This window comes from Hungatella sp. SB206, from assembly GCF_051132295.1.
Lineage (GTDB): Bacteria > Bacillota > Clostridia > Lachnospirales > Lachnospiraceae > Hungatella > Hungatella effluvii.
Window position 1 is genome coordinate 5,180,622 of the sequence record NZ_CP096603.1, and the last position, 19,028, is coordinate 5,199,649.

At 50.3% G+C, this 19,028-nt stretch carries 15 protein-coding genes and 2 pseudogenes; 3 read left to right on the plus strand and 14 right to left on the minus strand.

Features of this window, described 5'->3' with window-relative positions; translation table 11 throughout:
• Positions 1-62: 62 nt before the first annotated feature.
• Positions 63-755, minus strand: a complete 693-nt coding sequence (locus M1L66_RS23095; protein ID WP_002602846.1) for an iron-sulfur cluster assembly scaffold protein — start codon at positions 753-755, stop codon at positions 63-65.
• Positions 756-968: 213 nt separating this feature from the next.
• On the opposite strand from M1L66_RS23095, the pseudogene M1L66_RS23100 reads away from it, so the two are divergent.
• A pseudogene (locus M1L66_RS23100) lies at positions 969-1,429 on the plus strand (TspO/MBR family protein).
• Positions 1,430-1,590: 161 nt separating this feature from the next.
• Here the strand turns inward: M1L66_RS23100 and M1L66_RS23105 are convergent.
• The 12 genes from M1L66_RS23105 to M1L66_RS23160 form a co-directional block, all read right to left on the minus strand.
• Positions 1,591-1,827: a hypothetical protein gene (locus M1L66_RS23105; protein ID WP_187018341.1), complete on the minus strand. Its 237-nt coding sequence runs from the start codon at positions 1,825-1,827 to the stop codon at positions 1,591-1,593.
• 79 nt (positions 1,828-1,906) lie between these two features.
• Positions 1,907-3,847, minus strand: a complete 1,941-nt coding sequence (locus M1L66_RS23110; protein WP_434688475.1) for an FAD-dependent oxidoreductase — start codon at positions 3,845-3,847, stop codon at positions 1,907-1,909.
• 21 nt (positions 3,848-3,868) lie between these two features.
• Positions 3,869-5,800: a bile acid Fe-S flavoenzyme BaiCD gene (baiCD, locus tag M1L66_RS23115; protein WP_434688477.1), complete on the minus strand. Its 1,932-nt coding sequence runs from the start codon at positions 5,798-5,800 to the stop codon at positions 3,869-3,871.
• A gap of 89 nt (positions 5,801-5,889) precedes the next feature.
• Positions 5,890-7,095, minus strand: a complete 1,206-nt coding sequence (locus tag M1L66_RS23120) for a helix-turn-helix transcriptional regulator (RefSeq protein ID WP_434688479.1) — start codon at positions 7,093-7,095, stop codon at positions 5,890-5,892.
• Between the two features lie 18 nt (positions 7,096-7,113).
• Positions 7,114-8,364, minus strand: coding sequence for an NlpC/P60 family protein (locus M1L66_RS23125; RefSeq protein ID WP_434688481.1), 1,251 nt, complete (start codon positions 8,362-8,364; stop codon positions 7,114-7,116).
• A 103-nt stretch (positions 8,365-8,467) separates the two neighbouring features.
• Positions 8,468-9,850, minus strand: a complete 1,383-nt coding sequence (locus M1L66_RS23130) for an MATE family efflux transporter (protein WP_187018332.1) — start codon at positions 9,848-9,850, stop codon at positions 8,468-8,470.
• Between the two features lie 22 nt (positions 9,851-9,872).
• Positions 9,873-11,237: an MATE family efflux transporter gene (locus tag M1L66_RS23135; protein WP_187018330.1), complete on the minus strand. Its 1,365-nt coding sequence runs from the start codon at positions 11,235-11,237 to the stop codon at positions 9,873-9,875.
• Between the two features lie 108 nt (positions 11,238-11,345).
• The gene (gene gltA, locus M1L66_RS23140) at positions 11,346-12,740 is read right to left on the minus strand and encodes an NADPH-dependent glutamate synthase (RefSeq protein ID WP_187018328.1); all 1,395 of its coding nucleotides are present in this window, start codon (positions 12,738-12,740) and stop codon (positions 11,346-11,348) included.
• Positions 12,740-13,630, minus strand: coding sequence for a sulfide/dihydroorotate dehydrogenase-like FAD/NAD-binding protein (locus M1L66_RS23145; protein ID WP_434688484.1), 891 nt, complete (start codon positions 13,628-13,630; stop codon positions 12,740-12,742). Before M1L66_RS23145 ends, gltA begins: the two co-directional genes overlap by 1 nt.
• A 175-nt stretch (positions 13,631-13,805) precedes the next feature.
• Positions 13,806-14,294: a dihydrofolate reductase gene (locus M1L66_RS23150; RefSeq protein ID WP_434688486.1), complete on the minus strand. Its 489-nt coding sequence runs from the start codon at positions 14,292-14,294 to the stop codon at positions 13,806-13,808.
• Between the two features lie 34 nt (positions 14,295-14,328).
• On the minus strand, positions 14,329-14,961 hold the full coding sequence (locus tag M1L66_RS23155; protein ID WP_117632336.1) for a hypothetical protein: 633 nt from the start codon (positions 14,959-14,961) through the stop codon (positions 14,329-14,331).
• 27 nt (positions 14,962-14,988) lie between these two features.
• On the minus strand, positions 14,989-15,492 hold the full coding sequence (locus tag M1L66_RS23160) for a dihydrofolate reductase (protein WP_187018320.1): 504 nt from the start codon (positions 15,490-15,492) through the stop codon (positions 14,989-14,991).
• Between the two features lie 119 nt (positions 15,493-15,611).
• On the opposite strand from M1L66_RS23160, the pseudogene M1L66_RS23165 reads away from it, so the two are divergent.
• Positions 15,612-16,610: pseudogene (locus M1L66_RS23165) on the plus strand (IS91 family transposase); the annotation flags it as partial.
• A gap of 226 nt (positions 16,611-16,836) precedes the next feature.
• Here the strand turns inward: M1L66_RS23165 and M1L66_RS23170 are convergent.
• The gene (locus tag M1L66_RS23170) at positions 16,837-17,718 is read right to left on the minus strand and encodes a hypothetical protein (RefSeq protein ID WP_434688488.1); all 882 of its coding nucleotides are present in this window, start codon (positions 17,716-17,718) and stop codon (positions 16,837-16,839) included.
• 392 nt (positions 17,719-18,110) lie between these two features.
• Between M1L66_RS23170 and thyA the strand changes: the two genes are divergently transcribed.
• Complete coding sequence (thyA, locus tag M1L66_RS23175; RefSeq protein ID WP_434688490.1) at positions 18,111-18,941, plus strand: thymidylate synthase; 831 nt, start codon at positions 18,111-18,113, stop codon at positions 18,939-18,941.
• Positions 18,942-19,028: the final 87 nt, after the last annotated feature.

Sequence of the window (19,028 nt, forward strand, 5' to 3'; positions counted from 1 at the left end):
GCTATGTCAAATTCTGCAAATGGAAATCCGATATTTCTATGTAGACTTATCGTCCTGTCCCATTATTCATGTCTTGGGTCGATGATCTTAACAGCGTCAGCAACACGGCCGTACTGTCCTTTTGCTTTCTCCCATGCAGTATTCGGATCGTCGCCCTTCTTGATGAAATCTGTCATCTTTCCAAGGCTTACGAACTGATAGCCGATGATCTGATCGTCAGCATCCAGTGCAATACCGGTTACATAACCTTCAGCCATTTCAAGGTAACGAGGACCTTTCTTTAAGGTTCCGTACATGGTACCAACCTGAGAACGAAGTCCCTTTCCTAAGTCTTCCAGTCCCGCACCGACAGGAAGTCCATCCTCTGAGAACGCACTCTGGGTTCTGCCGTATGCGATCTGTAAGAATAATTCTCTCATTGCTGTATTGATTGCGTCACAAACAAGGTCTGTGTTCAATGCTTCTAAAACGGTTAAACCTGGCAGAATCTCTGCAGCCATGGCAGCGGAGTGAGTCATACCGGAACATCCGATGGTCTCTACCAGTGCTTCCTGAATGATGCCTTCTTTGACATTTAAAGTCAGCTTACATGCACCCTGCTGAGGAGCACACCAGCCAACGCCATGTGTTAAACCGGAGATATCTTTAACTTCTTTAGATTTTACCCATTTTGCTTCTTCTGGGATTGGAGCAGCGCCGTGATGAACGCCCTGTGCCACTGTGCACATCTCTTCTACTTCCTGTGAATAAATCATGTTAAAACTCCTTTCGAATAAGTAATAATTGTGAAAAGTACTTTGTTAAATATATCACATCATACTTAGTTATATTCTCTCACAGAATGTCGAATTTCGCAAGTATTTTTTGGGTTTCCCTGTAAACTCAAGGGGGTTGGGAAATCTCCTGATTTATCATTTTTCCTTCCCTCTTACGCATATAATTACTAACCACCTGTCAAAGGAGCATCTATGAAATCGAAAAATATCAGCGCTCTGCTCATTTCAATCATGATCCTGTCGGCTCTATTTCCGCTCTTATCAGCGGTAATACGATGGCCTACCAGACATTGATCAGGCCGCCCTTATCACCGCCGGCCTTTCTGTTTCCAGTTGTCTGGACAATTCTGTACCTGTTAATGGGGATCTCCTCCTACATAATCTATGTCTCGGGGGATCCAAACACAGGAAAAGCGCTTAAATACTATGCATTACAGCTTCTTTTCAATTTTGGATGGAGCATCCTGTTTTTTGGTCTCTCCCAATATCTGCTGTCATTTATCTGGCTTATTGCACTGATCCTCCTCATAGCCGCGATGATTTACCAGTTTTATAAAATCTCCCCTCTGGCAGCCTGCTTACAGATTCCATACCTGTTATGGTGTCTGTTCGCCGCATATCTGAATCTGTCTATTTACCTTCTGAATCGATGACCCGTGTTTTGCCGGTTACGAAAACGTGAGAAAAGGGAAACTGCCCCGCCAGTGATGGTAAATCACAGGTATGACAGCTCCCCTTTCTTCCTGCAGCATTTCCTTCGAAGCTTCCGCATCTCCAGTCAGGTCAATGTTCAGGCTCACATTCAGGCCCACATTCAGGCCGCTCCCTCTTTCAAGTTTCTGTCCAGCAGCTTTAAAAATGGGAGCATCACCAGCACATAGGTCACAGAGAAAATAATACTTGCAGCGATTGACGCTTTGTTCCGGTGCCGTTTTGGGATTCCCATTCCAAACAGAAAACCGGCAGCACAGACGCAGAGCTTTAAGAACGCCACATCACGGATTTTCCAGGACTTTATATATTCGTCCGCAGTATCCAGCCATTGTTTCATCAGCGTGTCCTCCTTCATGTATTTCTTATATTTCCATTATATCATCAGGAACAGCCATAATCCAATGTTTTTTCCTGGATTAACCGATCCGCACCGCAGTCTCCACCGCCTGCCTTACCGCTTCCAGCGCCTGTGCGGGCTGCTGCGCGTCTCCGATCAGAACCGCCTCCGGATAAGCCTCTTTCAGTTCCTCATAAAGACCTCTGACCGGGCGTGCCCCGCAGGCATAGATGATATGGGTAAAGCCGCTTAAAACTTCCTGTGTGCCGCGCCTTTCCACTGTCACCTCTCCGCCGTTTACGGATACCAGCTTTGTGCCTGTCATCATGGTAATCTCCGGCCGGTTCAGCCGTATCATGGCCGGCACTCTGTTGTTCACCACCATTCCCGCGCCGATCTCATCTGCCATCTCGATCATGGTAATATGACAGAATCCGCGCTTCTGATGCATCAGGTACTCACAGACCTCACAGCCAACCATACCGCCGCCGACTACCAGGACATTTCCGCCTGGGATGGCTGTCTCTCCTCTCAATACCTTCCATGCGGTTATCGCCTGCTCCGGATCGATTCCCGGTACTGGCGGGAGCATCTCTCCCGCTCCGGTAGCGATAACCAGCGTATCAGGAGAAAGACGGTCAATAACGTCCCTGTCCGCGGCCGTGTTCCGCCGTACGTCTACAGACAGCCGTTCCAGTTCATGCTCCAGATAGACAATCCATTTGCTCAGTTCCTGCTTATGGGGCGGAATACAGGCAAGCCGCATCTGGCCTCCCAGTTCATTTTCCCGCTCCAGGAGAACGACTTTGTGGCCGCGCACCGCACAGGCCCTGGCACAGGCCATGCCGCCGATTCCGCCGCCCACGATCACCACACGTTCCGGCCTTTCCGTTTTCGTAAGCTCCAGCTCTTTCTCCCTGCCTGCCGCCGGATTGATCACGCAGGAGGCCGGATGACGTTTCGTCTGTTCTCCCACACATCCAATGGCGCAGGCCGCGCACGGTGCGATTCCGTCGTAATCTCCGGCTTCCATCTTCTTTACGAAGTCGGGATCCGCAATCAGGACGCGGCCCAGCACGACGCCATCCACCTTGCCCGAATCGACCAGATATTCCGCATATCGCGGCTCGCCTATTTTCCCGACCACAAGTACCGGCACTGCCGCCGCCTGCTTCAGCGCTTCCGCCTCCGGAACGTTGACGCCCTGCACCTCCCCGTGGCACGGAATAATCTTATTGCATCGCTCATACTGGGTACCGCCGCTGATTTCAAATGCATCCACGCCGTGACGTTCCAGGATCGGAACGAGGTACTTCATATCTTCCAGCGTATTGCCCTGTTCGTCCCGTTCACTTCCCGACATGCGAAGAATAATCGGGAAATCGGGGCCGCAGGACTCCCGAATCGCATCCAGGACTTCACACAGCAGGCGTGCCCGATTGTCGAGACTGCCGCCGTAACGGTCCGTCCGTTTGTTCCTCATAGGTGATAAAAATGATCCCAGCAGCATATACGCGTGGGCACAGTGCAGCTCGATTCCGTCAAAGCCGGCGCGCTTGGCATCGTATGCGCCTTTTGCGTATTTCTGTATGATCCCTGGAATTTCCTCCAGAGTGACAGCCCTGGTCTTCTGAGCCATAGAATTTAAGTACACGCTGCTGGCCATGGGCGGAATGCCGCGGAACGCGCTGACACTCTCCGGTCCCGGGTGGGTGATCTGCGGGATCACCCTGGCGCCGCACTCGTGGATTTTGTCCGTGAAACGGCGGTAGGACGCAATACTCTCTTCATTTCTGAAACACAGCGTGTTGCCCAGATACGGCACATCGGAATCTACCGAGAGCGCATCGGTGATGATACAGCCCACGCCGCCTCTCGCCCTTGCCAGCCAGTATTCCTGCATGGTCTCATTGACCGTTCCGTCCGGGCTCTCATATCCCAGGGACATGGGCGCCATGAAAACGCCGTTTTTTACGGTCATGGAACCGATCTTTAACGCTTCTAATAATCTGGATTTCATTAATAATTCCTCCTCCTTCCCCTATACCAGCCTTGCAGTATCAAATCCTTCCGCAATCGCATCAATCGCACGCCTTGCCCGCTTCGCATCTCCGATAACAAAGAAATCCGCCCCAGCCTTCTCACTGGCTTCTTTCAGCGCACTGCTGTCTCTCGAAGCAGACCCCACAGCCAGAACCACGCTGTCACAGGCCACGGTCTCCTTCCCTTCCGGTGTCTCAACCACCACACCGGTCTCATAGATTTCGAGACATCGGGCACTTGTGATGATCCCGACCGACTCACCAACCAGCTTCTGCATCACGGCGATTTTCCGTAGCATTCCCAGATCTTCTCCCGCCGTATCCTTCATTTCCAGCACCTTCACCGGATGCCCGGCCGCCGCCAGCGCATCCGCGGCCTCGAGACCGACCAGCCCGCCTCCGATCACACAGACGCTGCCCTCCGGCTCCACTTCATGCTCCAGCACGGCGTGGGCCTGACAGACCATTTTCTTCCCGCTTCCCGGAAGCTTCAGCTCGATCGGCGCGGAGCCTACGGCCGCGATCACCGCGTCCGGTTTCTCCTCCGTGATAATCTCCGGTGTAAGCGGCGTATGGAAGCGCACCTCCGCACCCGACCGCTCCACCAGCCGTCCAAAGGAAATGGCTGCCTGTTTCATCTCTTCCTTGCCCGGAGCCTGGCCCGCCGTGATAAACTGGCCGCCCAGACGGTCTCCCGCCTCAAAGATCACCGGATGATGGCCCCTCATGAGCAGCACCCTGGCCGCCTCCAGGCCGGCCATTCCGCCGCCTGCGATATAGACCTGTTTCGGAGTCTCCGCCTTTGTAAGCTTCCACTCCTCCTCGTGACCCAGACACGGATTTCTCAAACATGTGATAAACGGTCTGTTCCTTAAATCGCAGAATCCGTCGTAGCAGCCCTGGTTGCAGCCGACACAGTGGATGATGTCCTCTGTCCTGCCCTCCCTCGCCTTATTGCAGAACTCCGGATCAGCCAGCTGGGCTCTTCCCATGACGACCATATCGGCCTTATCCTCTTCGAGGATGGCTTCCGCCTGCTCCGCGGTGTTGATTCTTCCCACGGCGATCGTCGCCATCTTCGTCTCTCTTCTGATCCGTGCGGCGTTCTCCACATTAAAGCCTCTCGGAATATCGATGGGCGGAACCTCATAAACGGATCCGGCCGTGATGATATTTCCCCTGGATACATCCAGTACATCTACTCCATTTTCCCCGGCTATGCGGCAGAATTCGATGATTTCTTCGATAGTAAGCCCGCCCGGCAGATAATCATCGTGAGCATCAATACGCATGAACAGCGGCATTTCCTCCGGTATGGCATTCCGAATCGCCCGGATACATTCAAGCGGGAATCTCGACCGGTTCTCAAAGCTTCCTCCGTACTCATCCGTCCTGTGATTTAATCCTCCGCTTAAGAAGGAATGTGGCAGATAATTGTGCGCGCAGTGGAATTCCAGACAGTCGTATCCAGCCTCGACACAGCGCGCCGCGGCCTTTCCGTAACACTCCACAATCTCCTGTATCCTGTCTGTTGTAATAGCCTTAAGCTTCTTACCTGCAAACTCCATATCATTAACCACCAGCATTTCTGCCCTGGGGTCAAACGTCGTGGCGATAGAGCCCTGCCACAGCTGAATCGCCGCCTTTCCGCCGTTCTGGTGGATGGCATCCGTCAGCTTCTTATGCCCCCCGATCAGGCTGTCGTCACTGATGGATACAAAGTGTGCGGGAGCGCTGGGCGTATGTACCGCGGCCACCTCCACGATGTTTAAGCCGCAGCCGCCGGCCGCTCTGGCCGCGTGATAGGCCACAAGCCTCGGAGTGATCTCCCCCTTTTCCCCCGCCATACGGGTTCCCATTGCAGGCAGGACCACCCTGTTTTTCAGCTCCAGACCCCTGATTTGAATCGGAGAAAATAATCTGTCATACATAGAAAAAACCTCCTTCGCATATTGAACATGATACTTTCATTATAGCAAAGAAGGGCTTCTCCTTATATTCACATTATGAAGTTTTATTATCATTTTTTGTCAGGCTTTTCTCTCATCACTTCCCGGTACTCCTCCGGCGTCTGGTTCATCCACCGTTTAAAATGCCGCTGAAAGGTAGACTGTGAGTTAAAGCCGCACAGAGAGGCGATTTCCAGAACCGTCCTGTCCCCTGTCCGCAGAAATGAGCAGGCATAGGAGATGCGGACCTGGGCCAGCAGCTCTTCAAAGGGATTTCCAAAGACCTGCTTAAAGATCTGCTTCACCGTATACGGCTTCATACAGAACTTCTCACATAAATCCTCCAGCCGTATATCCTCGGAAAAATGGATATGGATATACTGAAGAAACTGCATTGCCGAACCGGCGCCGCTTCCCGGAACCATGGTTCCGATATACTCCGTCTGATACTCCCGCGAAGTCACCCCGCAGTACTGTTTGAACACCTTGTAAAATGCCGCGGCAGAAGAGAAATTCAGCTGATCGCCGATATACTCCATGGATAATTCCGGAAAATGCAGCAGCGCGCAGGCATTGATCACCTTTCCAAACTGCTTGAGCTGGAAAAATGTGAATCCGCAGGCTTCCTTGATCCTCCGGTTCATCGTCTCAGGGCTTATCCCCTCCTCTGTCATGTCCTCCAGCGTGATATCCTCTCCCGTTGCCAGAATCACTTTCTCGATGATGCTCCATACCGTCCGTTCCTTCCGGGACGCCTTACCGATTTCCTCATAGGCATACCGGCAGTAATAGGCGTGCAGCTCGAGCGTCTTGTACTCGATCATGTTAAGCCGCTCAAATCGCGCTTCCTTTGCCTCACGAAGAAGGCTGCGCACCAGCGCCTCCACCTCTTCCTTCTCTTCCCCGGAAAGTCTCACCATGGGCTTCGTATCGTACACCAGCCTGGCATTGGCGTGCTTCGGGTGCTTCTCCCAGCTCATATACATAAAAAGCCCGATGTGGAACCGGATCACCGCCACATCGAGCTTTTCCTCCACCGCTTCCACATGGTGGAAGTGGTGGGAATACATGCAGAACAGACTGCCCGGCACCGCGTCGTAGGCATATCCGTTTACCGATATGGCGCCCTTTCCGGACAACACATAGAATATCTCCACACGCTCGTGGAGATACGGATCGGTGGGCCCGTCGATGATTCTGCGCTCGATCCCGATCTCCTTCTCCACATAGTTGTCGTAATGGTTGATCCCCGTGTACCAGTCATTCTGCTGTTTCATAATTTTTATAATCTCACCTTATACGATTCTTCTGACCGATAAAATCGTCCTGTATGTAGCCGTACCTACCTTGATACCAGTCGTAGGCGTGCTGGCGTGAACAATCTGTCCGTTTCCGATATAGATCGCAACATGGCCGGCGTAGCAGATTAAATCACCTGGCTGCGCCTCCGAATAAGAGACTTCACGTCCCGCGGAACGCTGCTCCGAAGAGCTTCTCGGCAGTGAGTAGCCGAAATGCTTGTATACCTGCTGCACGAAACCGGAACAGTCGGCTCCGTTCGTTAAGCTTGTCCCTCCGTAAACGTAGGGATTACCCACAAACTGAAGGCCATAATCCGCTACCGCGCGGCCCTGTGCCGATCCGCCGCTGCTCTTTACCGCAGCCGGGCCGGTGTACTTGTCGTTGGCCGATGTCTTCTTCGAAGTACTCGTAGCCGAACTCTTTTTCTTTGCTGCTTCCGCTTCCGCTTTCTTTCTTGCTTCCTCGGCCTCCCTCTTCTTTCTGGCCTCTTCCTCTTTCGCCTTCTGAATCTCCTGGTTCTTCTTCTCTACGGTCTTGGCATAGGCTGCCGCATCATTCTTTGCCTGGGCTAACTGGGAGTCAAAATTGCTGACTTCCTTCTTCTTTTTGGCAATCGTCGTCTCCAACTGGGATTTCTGGCCCTGAAGCTCCAGCTCCATTACCTCCATCTCGGCCTTGTCATTCTCCAGCTGCGCCTTGTTGTCAGCCACCTGCTGCTTTGTCTCCTGATACGTATCCAGCATCTTCCGGTCATAGGAATAGATACTCTCCACATACTCCGCTTTGTTTAACAGGTCCGCCATACTCTTTACCTGAAGAAAGATATCAAGGTACTCCGTATCACCCTTTTCATACATATACTGAATCCGCTTTTTCATAGCAGCATACTGCTTTTCTTCTTCTTTTTTTGCTGCCTCGTAATCGATTTCCGCCTGCTTGATGTCGGCCTCCTTGTTGGCGATATCCGTCTCGAGGAACTGAATATCGGTAAGAAGCGCCGTTAAATCCGAGGTCAGCTTTGACACCTGGGCGTTGGCGGCGTTCTTGTTGGCTTCTGCCGCTTCCGCCTTCTTCTTGGCGTCATCCAGCTTCTGCTGAGCCTCTTTCTTCTCTTTTTCCGCCTTGGATGTGGCCCACGCGGGAACTGTCTGTGTACATAACATACTTCCGATTAACAGGCTGCAGCCAAGTCTCCTCAGCCACTTCCGAAAATGATTGCTTCTTAACTGTATTTTTATATTCATCGCTGGTCCTTCGCTCTATTTTCATCTGGAATTTTATGTAGAAATACTCTATCTCTTATGTTAACCGAAACCATAGGTAAAATTCAACCCTTTTTTATATTTTTTATGATTTTTTTATTTTCTGCCCCTCCCGCATGGTTTTCAATTCCTCCAGCACTCTCACCACAATAAAGGTCGCCAGCGCAAAGGTAAAGACATCGGCCACCGGCTGGGCCAGCTGTACGCCCAGAATGCCGCAGATGTTCGGCAGAATGAGGAGCGAGGGAATGAGGAACAGTCCCTGGCGTCCCATGGCTACCAGCGAAGCGCGGAACCCGTATCCGATGGACTGGGTCAGCATGTTGACCATGATCACCCACGCCTGAAGCGGCAGCGTCAGGATCTGCAGCCGCAGCGCCAGCGTACCGATCCGGATCACCTCTAAATCTTCCCGGCGGAATGCGGTAATGATCGGACGGCTGATCACAAATGCGATGATGCCGAAACAGGTCAGCATCGTAATCGCCACCTTTACGCAGAACCAGAACGCCTCCAGCACACGGTCGTACCGCTTCGCCCCGAAATTAAAACCGCATACCGGCTGGAAGCCCTGGCCGAAGCCGATCAGCGCCGAGTTAATAAACATCATAAACCTGGAGACAATCGACATGGCCGCAATAGCGGAATCGCCGAATGGTCCGGCCGCAAAGTTCAGGATCACCGTCGCCACGCTGGCCAGTCCCTGGCGGCAGAAGGAGGGAAGTCCTGCGTGCAGAATCTCTCCGTACATTTTCCCGGTAGGCGTAAATTTGGACAGCCTCATCCGAATGCTTCCTTCTCTGAAATTACACTGGTAAAACAGGATTACGAAGCTGATCATCTGACTCATCATCGTCGCAATGGCCGCTCCTGCAATCCCCATATCAAAACCGAAGATAAGAATAGGATCGAGAATCATATTCAGGACACCGCCCGTGGTAATACCGATCATGGAATACATGGCATTTCCCTGGGCGCGCAGAATATTGTTCATGACAAAGGAAGACATCATGAAGGGGGCTGCGATCAGAATATATTTGCCATAGTCCATGGCGTATGGAGCGATGGTTTCCGTAGCCCCTAAAAGAAATACGAGCGGCCGCAGGCAGATGAGCCCGAAAACCGAGATCAGGGCACCAATGATCAGGGCCGTGAAAAATGCGGTCGCCGCCGATTTTTCCGCTTCCCCGCCGTTTCTGTCCCCCAGCGAACGCGAGATGTAATTCCCGCTCCCCATTCCCAGCGTAAAGCCGATAGCCTGTATCATGGCCATGGCGGAGAACATGACGCCCACCGCGCCGGATGCGCTGGTTCCGATCTGGCTGACGAAAAAGGTATCCGCCATATTATAGATAGCGGTCACCAGCATGCTGATAATCGTTGGAACCGCCAGCCGCGGAATCAGTGTGGAAACCGGCGTTTCGATCATCTGTACAAAACGTTCTTCCTGTGTCATCGGTTTCTTCATTTGCAAACTCCCCCTTCTAAACTTACCATGACGCCTGCGCGCCATCCTCCGGAAGCTTCCCGGATACATACAGAAAACAGATAAAGAACAGGATTCCCTTGATCACGCTGGATATCGTATATGCCCACCAGATACCGTCAAGCGCCAGCGGCGTGCTGCTTAAAATCATGGCGAGCGGTATTCTTGCCGAGGTAAACACAACGCTTATAACGGAACAGAGCAGTGTCTTTCCGAGACCGGACAGCGCGCCGACCGTCGTCAGCTCCACACACATGAACATTTGTGAGAAACCGAGGACGACGAGATAGCTGATGCCCAGGGGAATAATATCTGCCTCATGGATAAACAGTCCGAAGATCTGCCTCGGAAATCCGATCAGCACGCCCGAACAGAAAAGCCCCCATACGAACATGACGCCGATAGCCGTCATATAGCCTTTCTTCACCCGTCGGTACTGGCGTCCTCCGTAGTTCTGGCCGATAAAAGAATTGATGGCCGCCGCAAACCCATCCGCCGTCATCCAGGAGATGGATTCGATCTGGCTTCCCACTCTCTGCACCGCCACGGCCGCGTCGCCGAAGCCTGCCACAAATCTGGTCAGAACCATGGAAATGCTGGTATAGATCAGATTCTGGACCGCAGCCGGAAGGCCGATGCGGACCATCACCCGGAAATAATCCCTGGGGATCCGCTCCAGGAAACGGACCTTATCGAACACCAGTCTGTCCTTTTTCACTACCACGAGAAATACAATCGTTACAATCATCTGGGCCGTGACCGTGGCCACCGCCGCACCGGCGACACCCATTACGGGAAACGGTCCGACACCGAATATTAAAACCGGATCGAGTATCATATTCATGATAAGCCCGATAACATTGGCGATAAACGGTGTTTTGCTGTCCCCCATCGCCGTCAGTATTCCGGTAATTATCGCATTTAAAAAGGAGAACAAGATCAGGCCGCAGGTAATCTTCAAATACACCTGGGCATTGTGAATAATGGCGCCGTCACTCAAGCCGAAAAATCCGATGAGCGGACGGGCTCCAAACACCGTAACAGCGGCAAATACCAGGGCAAACAGAACGCCCATCTGGATCGCTCCGGCCGCATACTTGGCGGCCTCCTCCGGTCTCCCGCTGCCGAGAGAATGGGCCACCTTCACCTGGCCTCCCATCTTGGCCAGCGCCACAACTCCCTGGGAAAGCCATGTATACATGCTGGCCGCGCCCACTGCCGCCACTGCGGGAGACCCCACCAGGCCGATCCACGCCATATCCGTCAGGCTGTATGCCGTCTGGACCAGCGCCGTCGCCATAATCGGCAGGGCCAGTCCCGTCAGAGACGTAAAAATATGGCCATGCAGCAAATCTATCTTCTTACTCATATACACCTCAAACAAAACGATATATCATCAGGAAGGGCTGCCTTGCTGGCAGCCCCTCTGCATCCTGTTATGATACTATCTGAATAATACTGTCTGTTATAATACTTCTTATGCTTCTTCCTGTCCGGATAAGTATTCGTGGATTCCTCTCGCTCCGGCGCGTCCCGCCTCCATGGCGAGAATTACTGTGGCAGCGCCCGTAACGGCGTCGCCGCCTGCGTATACGCCTTCCTTTGTAGTCTTACCGTTTGACTCTTCCGCTACGATACATTTTCTGCGGTTAGTTTCGAGACCCTTGGTAGTGGCGGAGATCAGCGGGTTCGGTGAAGTTCCGAGAGACATGATAACCGTGTCCACTTCGATGACAAATTCGGAACCTTCAATGGCAACCGGTCTTCTTCTGCCGGAAGCATCCGGTTCCCCCAGTTCCATCTTGATACACTTCATACCATTCACCCATCCGTTGTCATCGGTGAGAATCTCAATCGGATTTGTCAGGAGATTAAAGATGATTCCCTCTTCCTTCGCGTGGTGTACTTCCTCCGCTCTGGCCGGAAGTTCTGCCTCGCTTCTTCTGTATACAATATGTACATCTGCGCCGAGACGAAGAGCCGTTCTCGCAGCATCCATCGCCACGTTTCCGCCGCCGACAACCGCTACCTTCTTACCTGCAACGATCGGCGTATCGTAATCATCACGGAACGCTTTCATTAAATTGCTTCTCGTTAAATACTCATTAGCTGAGAATACGCCGTTGGCGTTCTCACCAGGGATTCCCATGAACATCGGAAGTCCGGCGCCGGAACCGATGAATACGGCCTCGAAGCCTTCTTCATCCAGAAGCTCGTCGATGGTCACCGATTTGCCGATGATGACGTCTGTCTCGATCTTAACGCCTAACTTTCTCACGTTATCGATCTCCGGCTGTACGACGCCTTCCTTCGGGAGACGGAATTCCGGAATACCGTATGTCAGTACGCCGCCCGGCTCGTGGAGGGCTTCAAAAATCGTCACCTCATATCCCATCTTCGCCAAATCGCCTGCACATGTCACGCCGGAGGGGCCGGAACCGATCACGGCTACCTTCCTGCCGTTGGTCTTTTCCGGAGCCGCCGGAACGAAGCCATTCTCTCTGGACCAGTCTGCAACGAAACGCTCCAGCTTACCGATGGAGATCGGCTCGCCCTTGATTCCGCGGATACACTGGCCTTCACACTGGCTCTCCTGCGGGCACACACGGCCGCAGACCGCCGGAAGTGCGGAGGATTTTGCTATTACCTTTGCGGCTTCCTCGTAGTTGCCTTCCTGAACCTCTTTGATAAAGCCCGGAATGTCGATGGAAACGGGACATCCGCCCACGCACTTCGGATTCTTGCACTTTAAACAGCGGCTGGCTTCCGCTCTCGCCTCTTCTTCATTATATCCAAGACAAACCTCTTCGAAATTTGTCGCTCTGACCTTCGGATCCTGCTCTCTGACAGGCACTTTCTTCATCATATCCATTACTCGTCACCTCCACGATGGCCGCATCCGCCATGATGGGTCGCACCCTCATGAAGTCTTAACAGCGCACGGCCTTCTTCCGTCTTATACATCTGCTGTCTCTTCATCGCCTCGTCGAAATTCACGAGATGGCCGTCAAATTCAGGTCCATCTACGCAGGCGAACTTCACTTCTCCGCCCACGGATACACGGCAGGCACCGCACATGCCTGTTCCATCCACCATGACCGGATTTAAGCTTACGATTGTCGGAATACCCAGTTCCTTTGTCATCAGGCAGGTGAATTTCATCATGATCATCGGTCCGATGGCTACGCAGACATCGTACTTCTTGCCCTGATTTACAACCAGATCCTTAATCACTTCTGTAACCATGCCTTTTCTCTCATAGGAACCATCGTCTGTGGTGACGTACAAATTGCCGGCTACCGTCCGCATCTCGTCTTCCAGAATCAGTAAATCCTTTGTTTTGGAACCCATAATGACATCAACGGAAACGCCGTGTTCTTTTAACCATTTTACCTGTGGATATACCGGAGCAGTTCCAACGCCGCCGGCTACGAATAAATACTTTCTGTTTTTCACTTCTTCCAAGTCGTCATGAACGAACTCCGACGGATTACCCAGAGGTCCCACGACATCGATGAAGGAATCTCCCGTCTTTAAACCAGCCATTCTCTCTGTGCTGGCTCCGACGATCTGGAACACGATGGTAACGGTTCCCTTTTCTCTATCATAGTCACAGATTGTGAGAGGAATACGCTCTCCCCTCTCGTCCATCCTGACAATTACAAATTCTCCCGGCTGGCAGGCTTTAGCAATCCTGGGCGCTTCTACGTCCATCAGATAGATCTTGTCAGCTAATTTCTCTGCTTTTAAAATCTTATACATCTTCATCCTCCTAATTCTTTTGGTGAATTATACCTGTACGCCTTTCCTGATAGCCTTCCCCAACAATCAGGAGAAATGGTACTCTTACCATCTTACCATCTAATTTCCAACCTGACAATATGAATTCTTAAAAATAAAGGATAAACTTACTGCTGTTCCTGCGGCCTGGTTTGGCTCATTTCCTCTGATACATCCGGAAACTGTAACACAAATTAAAGTAGGTATGCTCATCACTCTCAGCGGTAAGGCTCCACTCCCCGGACTTGTCTAAGTCGGGAAAATGGGTATCGGCGCTGTATTCGTAATCGATAAAGGTTGCGTGGACGGTGTCACAGTAAGGCAGGAATTGATCATAGATACTGCTGCCGCCGATGATGAATACGGAGGCCTGGGAGTACTGCTTCAAAAATTCAAGCGTCTCTTCCAGAGAGTGGCAGACGACCGCGCCTTTTACCTGGTAATTCCGGTCTTTTGACAAAATCACGTTGATTCGGCCGTACAGCGGCTGCTTTCCCGGAAGGGTCTCAAAGGTTTTTCGTCCCATCACGATAATTCCCCCCTGAGTCTCCTCCCGCAAAAGGCGCTGGTCCTCCGGGATGGAGACCAGGAGTTGGTCCTGGTTTCCGATCGCCCAGTTTTTGTCAACGGTTACTAATATGTTCATGATAACCTCTTTTCCTGTTTTTCCGCGAAGCGGATCATGCTTCTTCGTCTTCTTCCGCCGCTATCAGCTCCTTTGCATAAGGAAGCGTCATGATCCAGTCGCAGAAGGTGTGCCACTCGGCAAGCTTGTGGTTTCTTCTCGCAAAGTACATATTAATTAAGGATTCATAATTCATGGTACACGTCCTCATCTGGTTGTAGCTGGACGGGAGCAGCTGGATCATATCGTACCAGTCGTCCTTGCTCTTCGTCTCCAGATAGCGGTTCCGCACCTTCTCTAAATACTCCACCATCTGATTCATGAATTCCAGGGTCTCCGGAGTCATGTGGTCGTGGCTGAAATCATCTATGGAAAATGGTTTGCTGTGAATCTTGTGCATCGTGCTGGTAGAGTTTGCCACGGTGGAAACTTTATAGGTATCGTACTCCTTCCACCAGTACAGCGGTGCAGTGATATCCACGGATACGAAAATCTGCCGGATGTATTTGCGGTGGTCACTGCCTGCATTTCTTAACCGTCTGGCCAGGCTCATATCATTGGGTCCCAGCACAAAATTACCGTCTTCGTCGTAGCCACTGTCCATACGCCCCCAGCTGTTCATGGGATTTCTCGCGCCCCGGATGGCATTTTCAAAATTCATTACGCTTGTTCTCTCGCAGTTTAACATTCTTTTGTCCTCCGTCCTGGTCTGATTTTATCGATTCGGGCAATTCCTGTTTTTGTAAGTACAGAAAGCAAAATGCAGCCCCTCGTACTCTTTCTCTTCCCCTGTTTCCGTCTCTTCCCAGCCTTCCTGACTGTCGAGATTCACAAACCAGGTGTCAGCACCGAAATCCCGTTTCATCCTGGTCACATACGCGGTATCACAATATGGAAGAAACTGCTCATAGACGCTCTGACCTCCAATAATATAGACATCGTCGCTGTCATACTCCTTCAGCTGATTTAAGGCGTCAGCCACACTGCGGCAGACAATGAGTCCCTCGCCGTTCATGGTATCGTCCGATGTCAAAACGATGTTAATCCTGTTTTTCAATGGCTTCGCATCCGGAAAGCTCTGCAGCGTTTTTCTGCCCATAACGACCACTTTCCCTTTTGTAACCGTTCTGAAAAATTTCATATCTTCGGGGAGATGGGTCAATAATTTTCCGTCTTTCCCGATCCCCCACGCTTCGTCTACCGCAACAATCGCTTTCATGTAGTATCCTCCTGTCCTGTTTCTAAACATCATTATATACAAATATTTCTTTTTTGCAAATTATTTTCGATGGTTCGTAAATCTCATTTTCCAATTGGCGTCCGTCTAAGCCAGAACAAGCTGTCTACGGCTGTCCCCATTGTGGGAAACTTAAATCTGTACCTTTTTCCTGCAAAAGCCGTTTCTGTCCATCTTGTGGTAACATGTATAATCAGAAACGGGCTTTTCGTATGTCCTGCAAGCTCATTTCCTGTAACCACAGACACTGTGTCTTTACGATTCCAGAGGAACTTCGCATCTACTTTCTTAAGGATCATTCTCTTTTGAATTGTCTTTTTCATGCCGTCCGAGATGTCGTCCTTCGTATGTTTTCTAAACTTAATAAAACTGAAAACTTTACTCCTGGGTTTATTTGTGTCCTTCACTCTTTCGGTAGAGACCTCAAATGGAACCCTCATATCCATGCGCTCATCTCCGAGGGCGGTGCCGGTAATATTACCTCCTGGCGTCCAAACAAACATTTTGATTTCAGATTTTTACGCTTCGCTTTCCGTAAGGTTCTTTTAGAAAAACTTGCGCATAAACTCGGTTCTTCTTTCCTTAAACTTAAAAATCAGATTTATAAGGATCACCCGGATGGTTTTTACGTCCGTGCCAAACCCAATCTCTGCTCTCCAGATATCACCATTAAGTATATCAGCCGATATCTCGGACGACCGGTTATTGCTGCCTCCAGAATTGATTCTTACGATGGTGACTCCGTGACGTTTCATTACACCAGGCATGAGGATCACAAGACGGTTACAGAATGCCTCCCCGTCATTGACTTTATAAAACGCCTGATTATTCATATCCCTGACAAGCACTTCAAAATGGTTCGTTACTATGGGATTTATGCAAAACATCATAAACAGGATAAAAATCTTCGGCAATGTTTATCCCCTCAGAAACAACGCTATCTTTCCAGTCTTCTGGATTGGCGTAACTCGATTATTCTGACGTTTGGATATGACCCACTCAAATGTCCGAAGTGTGGTACTTCTATGTTGGTTTTAGAAGTTTACTACAAAAAAACTGCGCTGTTTGAACGATTCCGAAAGGTAATGGGTTATGGATAGTTCCATGCCCCTTATTCTTTCTTTGCCGTCAGACAGCGCAGTCTAAACCAAAAACAAAAAACTACATAATCAACGTCGTGGCGAATCACTACATTCGCTCTTTTGTTATGTGATTTTTTATTTCAAGTCCATTATACACTATCTTGGCCGATTTGCGAAGTTTCCTAGAAAGAAATAAAACCAGGTCCCTCAAGCCCCGGTTTTACATGTAAATCAACGGTCCGTTCTACTTCTGTGTAAAACGCTCCAAATACGATTCCGCTTTCCCTCTGTCCATGGAAAAACGTTTCTGCAGCTTTTCGATGATTCTTTCATCTGAAACACCACCTTCTCTGTTATCCTCAATCAATGCCTGAATTCCTTTTTCCATTCCTTTTTCAATTCCTTTCTCCATGCCCTCATCAATCAGCATCTGTCCAATCTGTGTCATCCGCATTTCCTCCTTGATCTGCCTTTTATAGGCTTCGTCTATCAGCTTGTCAGAAAACGTCAAAATACCTGCAAGCGCTTCCAGAGCCTGTTTTCGGTCTGCAATTCTCTTCGCCAGTTCTACTGCCGAGATGATCACCGGCTGTTTTTCCTTCTTTCCCTTTACGGTTAGCGGCAGAATCATCAGCTCCATTAATTCCTCATCGGTCAAACGTTCTCCTGCATCTATCCGCTTCCTGATCCTGTCGTACTGTGCCTTTGAGTCTGCTTCCACTAAAAAGGTGGGTTCAATCTTCAACACAATGCCTCCCAGATCATAAACCGCTTCCGCATGGTCCACATCGGCCGTGTAGATAACGATCATTTTTATCTGTTTGATACGATCCAGCTCATGGTTTATTGCATAACGCTTTATCACTCTCGCAATATAATTTATGTATTTCACAAAATTTTCCTGATTATAGGCTGATTCATAATCCATGATCCCGATCGAGCCGTCACTCAGCAGAAATAAATTGTCAAGCCGCAGCTCATTGCTTTCGATCACCGGTAAATTCGTAGGCAGAATATCTACGATTTTTAACTGGTGAATTCCAAAGGGAGCCAGTGATTTTCCCTTAAGCGCCTCCGCCATAACCTTAGCGGTTACATCCTTATTCTGGTATGCAATATCTCCCATATTTCTTCCTTTCTTCTATTATACTTTAATCAATGGGTAACTTCAACAAAATACGACTACAACCGCATCACCAGCTTCCTTATTTGTTCTCTTTCGCAATACAACATAACGGAGTTTTTCGTGGAGACCACAAAGAGATTAAGAATCATTTTCGCACAGGAAAGAACTCCCTGCGGAACTCTTTCATATTACCCGATCACAGCCGGTATGTCAATATGAAAAACGGTGCGTGAGAAAATTATCACACGTTACAAACAGGATTCTGATTATTTTCAGGAGATACCTGTTCGAATCGAGCGCTATCTGGTATAATTGAAACGGCCGCAGGCGGATTAAATATACGCGCCCTGCCGCCGGTTACTGAATTACTTACAGGATCATGGAGGAATATCATGAGTTACGCAGATACTTTATTCATACAGAATTGCAGAGAAATCTTATCAGACGGCGTATGGGATACGGACAGCGAGGTGCGTCCGGTCTGGGAGGACGGCGCTCCCGCCCATACCATAAAGAAATTCGGCATCATCAACCGTTACGATCTGTCAAAGGAGTTTCCCATCCTGACGCTCCGCCGGACCGCGTTTAAATCCGCAGTCGGTGAGCTGCTTTGGATCTGGCAGAAAAAAACCAGCAACATTCACGACTTAAACAGCCATATCTGGGACTCCTGGGCCGATGAGAACGGAAGCATCGGAAAGGCATACGGCTACCAGCTGGGAATTAAGCATAAATACAAAGAGGGCGAGTTCGATCAGGTGGACCGGGTTCTCTATGATCTGAAGCACAACCCACTAAGCCGCCGGATCATTACCAGCCTGTATAATCATCAGGATCTTCACGAGATGAATCTCTATCCCTGCGCCTACAGCATGACATTCAACGTATCCGGGAATGTGCTGAATGGGATTTTAAACCAGCGCTCCCAGGACATGCTGACCGCAAACAACTGGAATGTCACCCAGTACGCGGTTCTGCTTCACATGTTCGCCCAGGTCAGCGGCTTAGAGGCCGGAGAACTGGTCCATGTCATCGCAGACGCCCATATTTACGACAGACATGTGCCGATTGTTAAGGAAATGATTGAAAAAGTGCCCTATGAGGCGCCGACGTTCCTTATGGACCGGGAGGTTAAGGATTTCTATCAGTTTACGAAAGACCATTTCCGGCTGGAGGATTATCAATACCATACGTTTACGGATAAGATTCCGGTTGCCATCTAGTACAGCGTTGCATAAGTTCCAGTGAATGCTGTACTAGAATCGCAGAAAAAGAATACCAGAAAGAAGTATACAGGAAGAAGATCAGTA

Bases quoted from the DNA above. Each gene is read 5' to 3' on its own strand.
- M1L66_RS23095 (WP_002602846.1), bottom strand. From the start codon at position 755: ATGATTTATTCACAGGAAGTAGAAGAGATGTGCACAGTGGCACAGGGC.
- M1L66_RS23105 (WP_187018341.1), bottom strand. From the start codon at position 1,827: ATGAAACAATGGCTGGATACTGCGGACGAATATATAAAGTCCTGGAAA.
- M1L66_RS23110 (WP_434688475.1), bottom strand. From the start codon at position 3,847: ATGAAATCCAGATTATTAGAAGCGTTAAAGATCGGTTCCATGACCGTA.
- baiCD (WP_434688477.1), bottom strand. From the start codon at position 5,800: ATGTATGACAGATTATTTTCTCCGATTCAAATCAGGGGTCTGGAGCTG.
- M1L66_RS23120 (WP_434688479.1), bottom strand. From the start codon at position 7,095: ATGAAACAGCAGAATGACTGGTACACGGGGATCAACCATTACGACAAC.
- M1L66_RS23125 (WP_434688481.1), bottom strand. From the start codon at position 8,364: ATGAATATAAAAATACAGTTAAGAAGCAATCATTTTCGGAAGTGGCTG.
- M1L66_RS23130 (WP_187018332.1), bottom strand. From the start codon at position 9,850: ATGAAGAAACCGATGACACAGGAAGAACGTTTTGTACAGATGATCGAA.
- M1L66_RS23135 (WP_187018330.1), bottom strand. From the start codon at position 11,237: ATGAGTAAGAAGATAGATTTGCTGCATGGCCATATTTTTACGTCTCTG.
- gltA (WP_187018328.1), bottom strand. From the start codon at position 12,740: ATGGATATGATGAAGAAAGTGCCTGTCAGAGAGCAGGATCCGAAGGTC.
- M1L66_RS23145 (WP_434688484.1), bottom strand. From the start codon at position 13,630: ATGTATAAGATTTTAAAAGCAGAGAAATTAGCTGACAAGATCTATCTG.
- M1L66_RS23150 (WP_434688486.1), bottom strand. From the start codon at position 14,294: ATGAACATATTAGTAACCGTTGACAAAAACTGGGCGATCGGAAACCAG.
- M1L66_RS23155 (WP_117632336.1), bottom strand. From the start codon at position 14,961: ATGTTAAACTGCGAGAGAACAAGCGTAATGAATTTTGAAAATGCCATC.
- M1L66_RS23160 (WP_187018320.1), bottom strand. From the start codon at position 15,492: ATGAAAGCGATTGTTGCGGTAGACGAAGCGTGGGGGATCGGGAAAGAC.
- M1L66_RS23170 (WP_434688488.1), bottom strand. From the start codon at position 17,718: ATGGGAGATATTGCATACCAGAATAAGGATGTAACCGCTAAGGTTATG.
- thyA (WP_434688490.1), top strand. From the start codon at position 18,111: ATGAGTTACGCAGATACTTTATTCATACAGAATTGCAGAGAAATCTTA.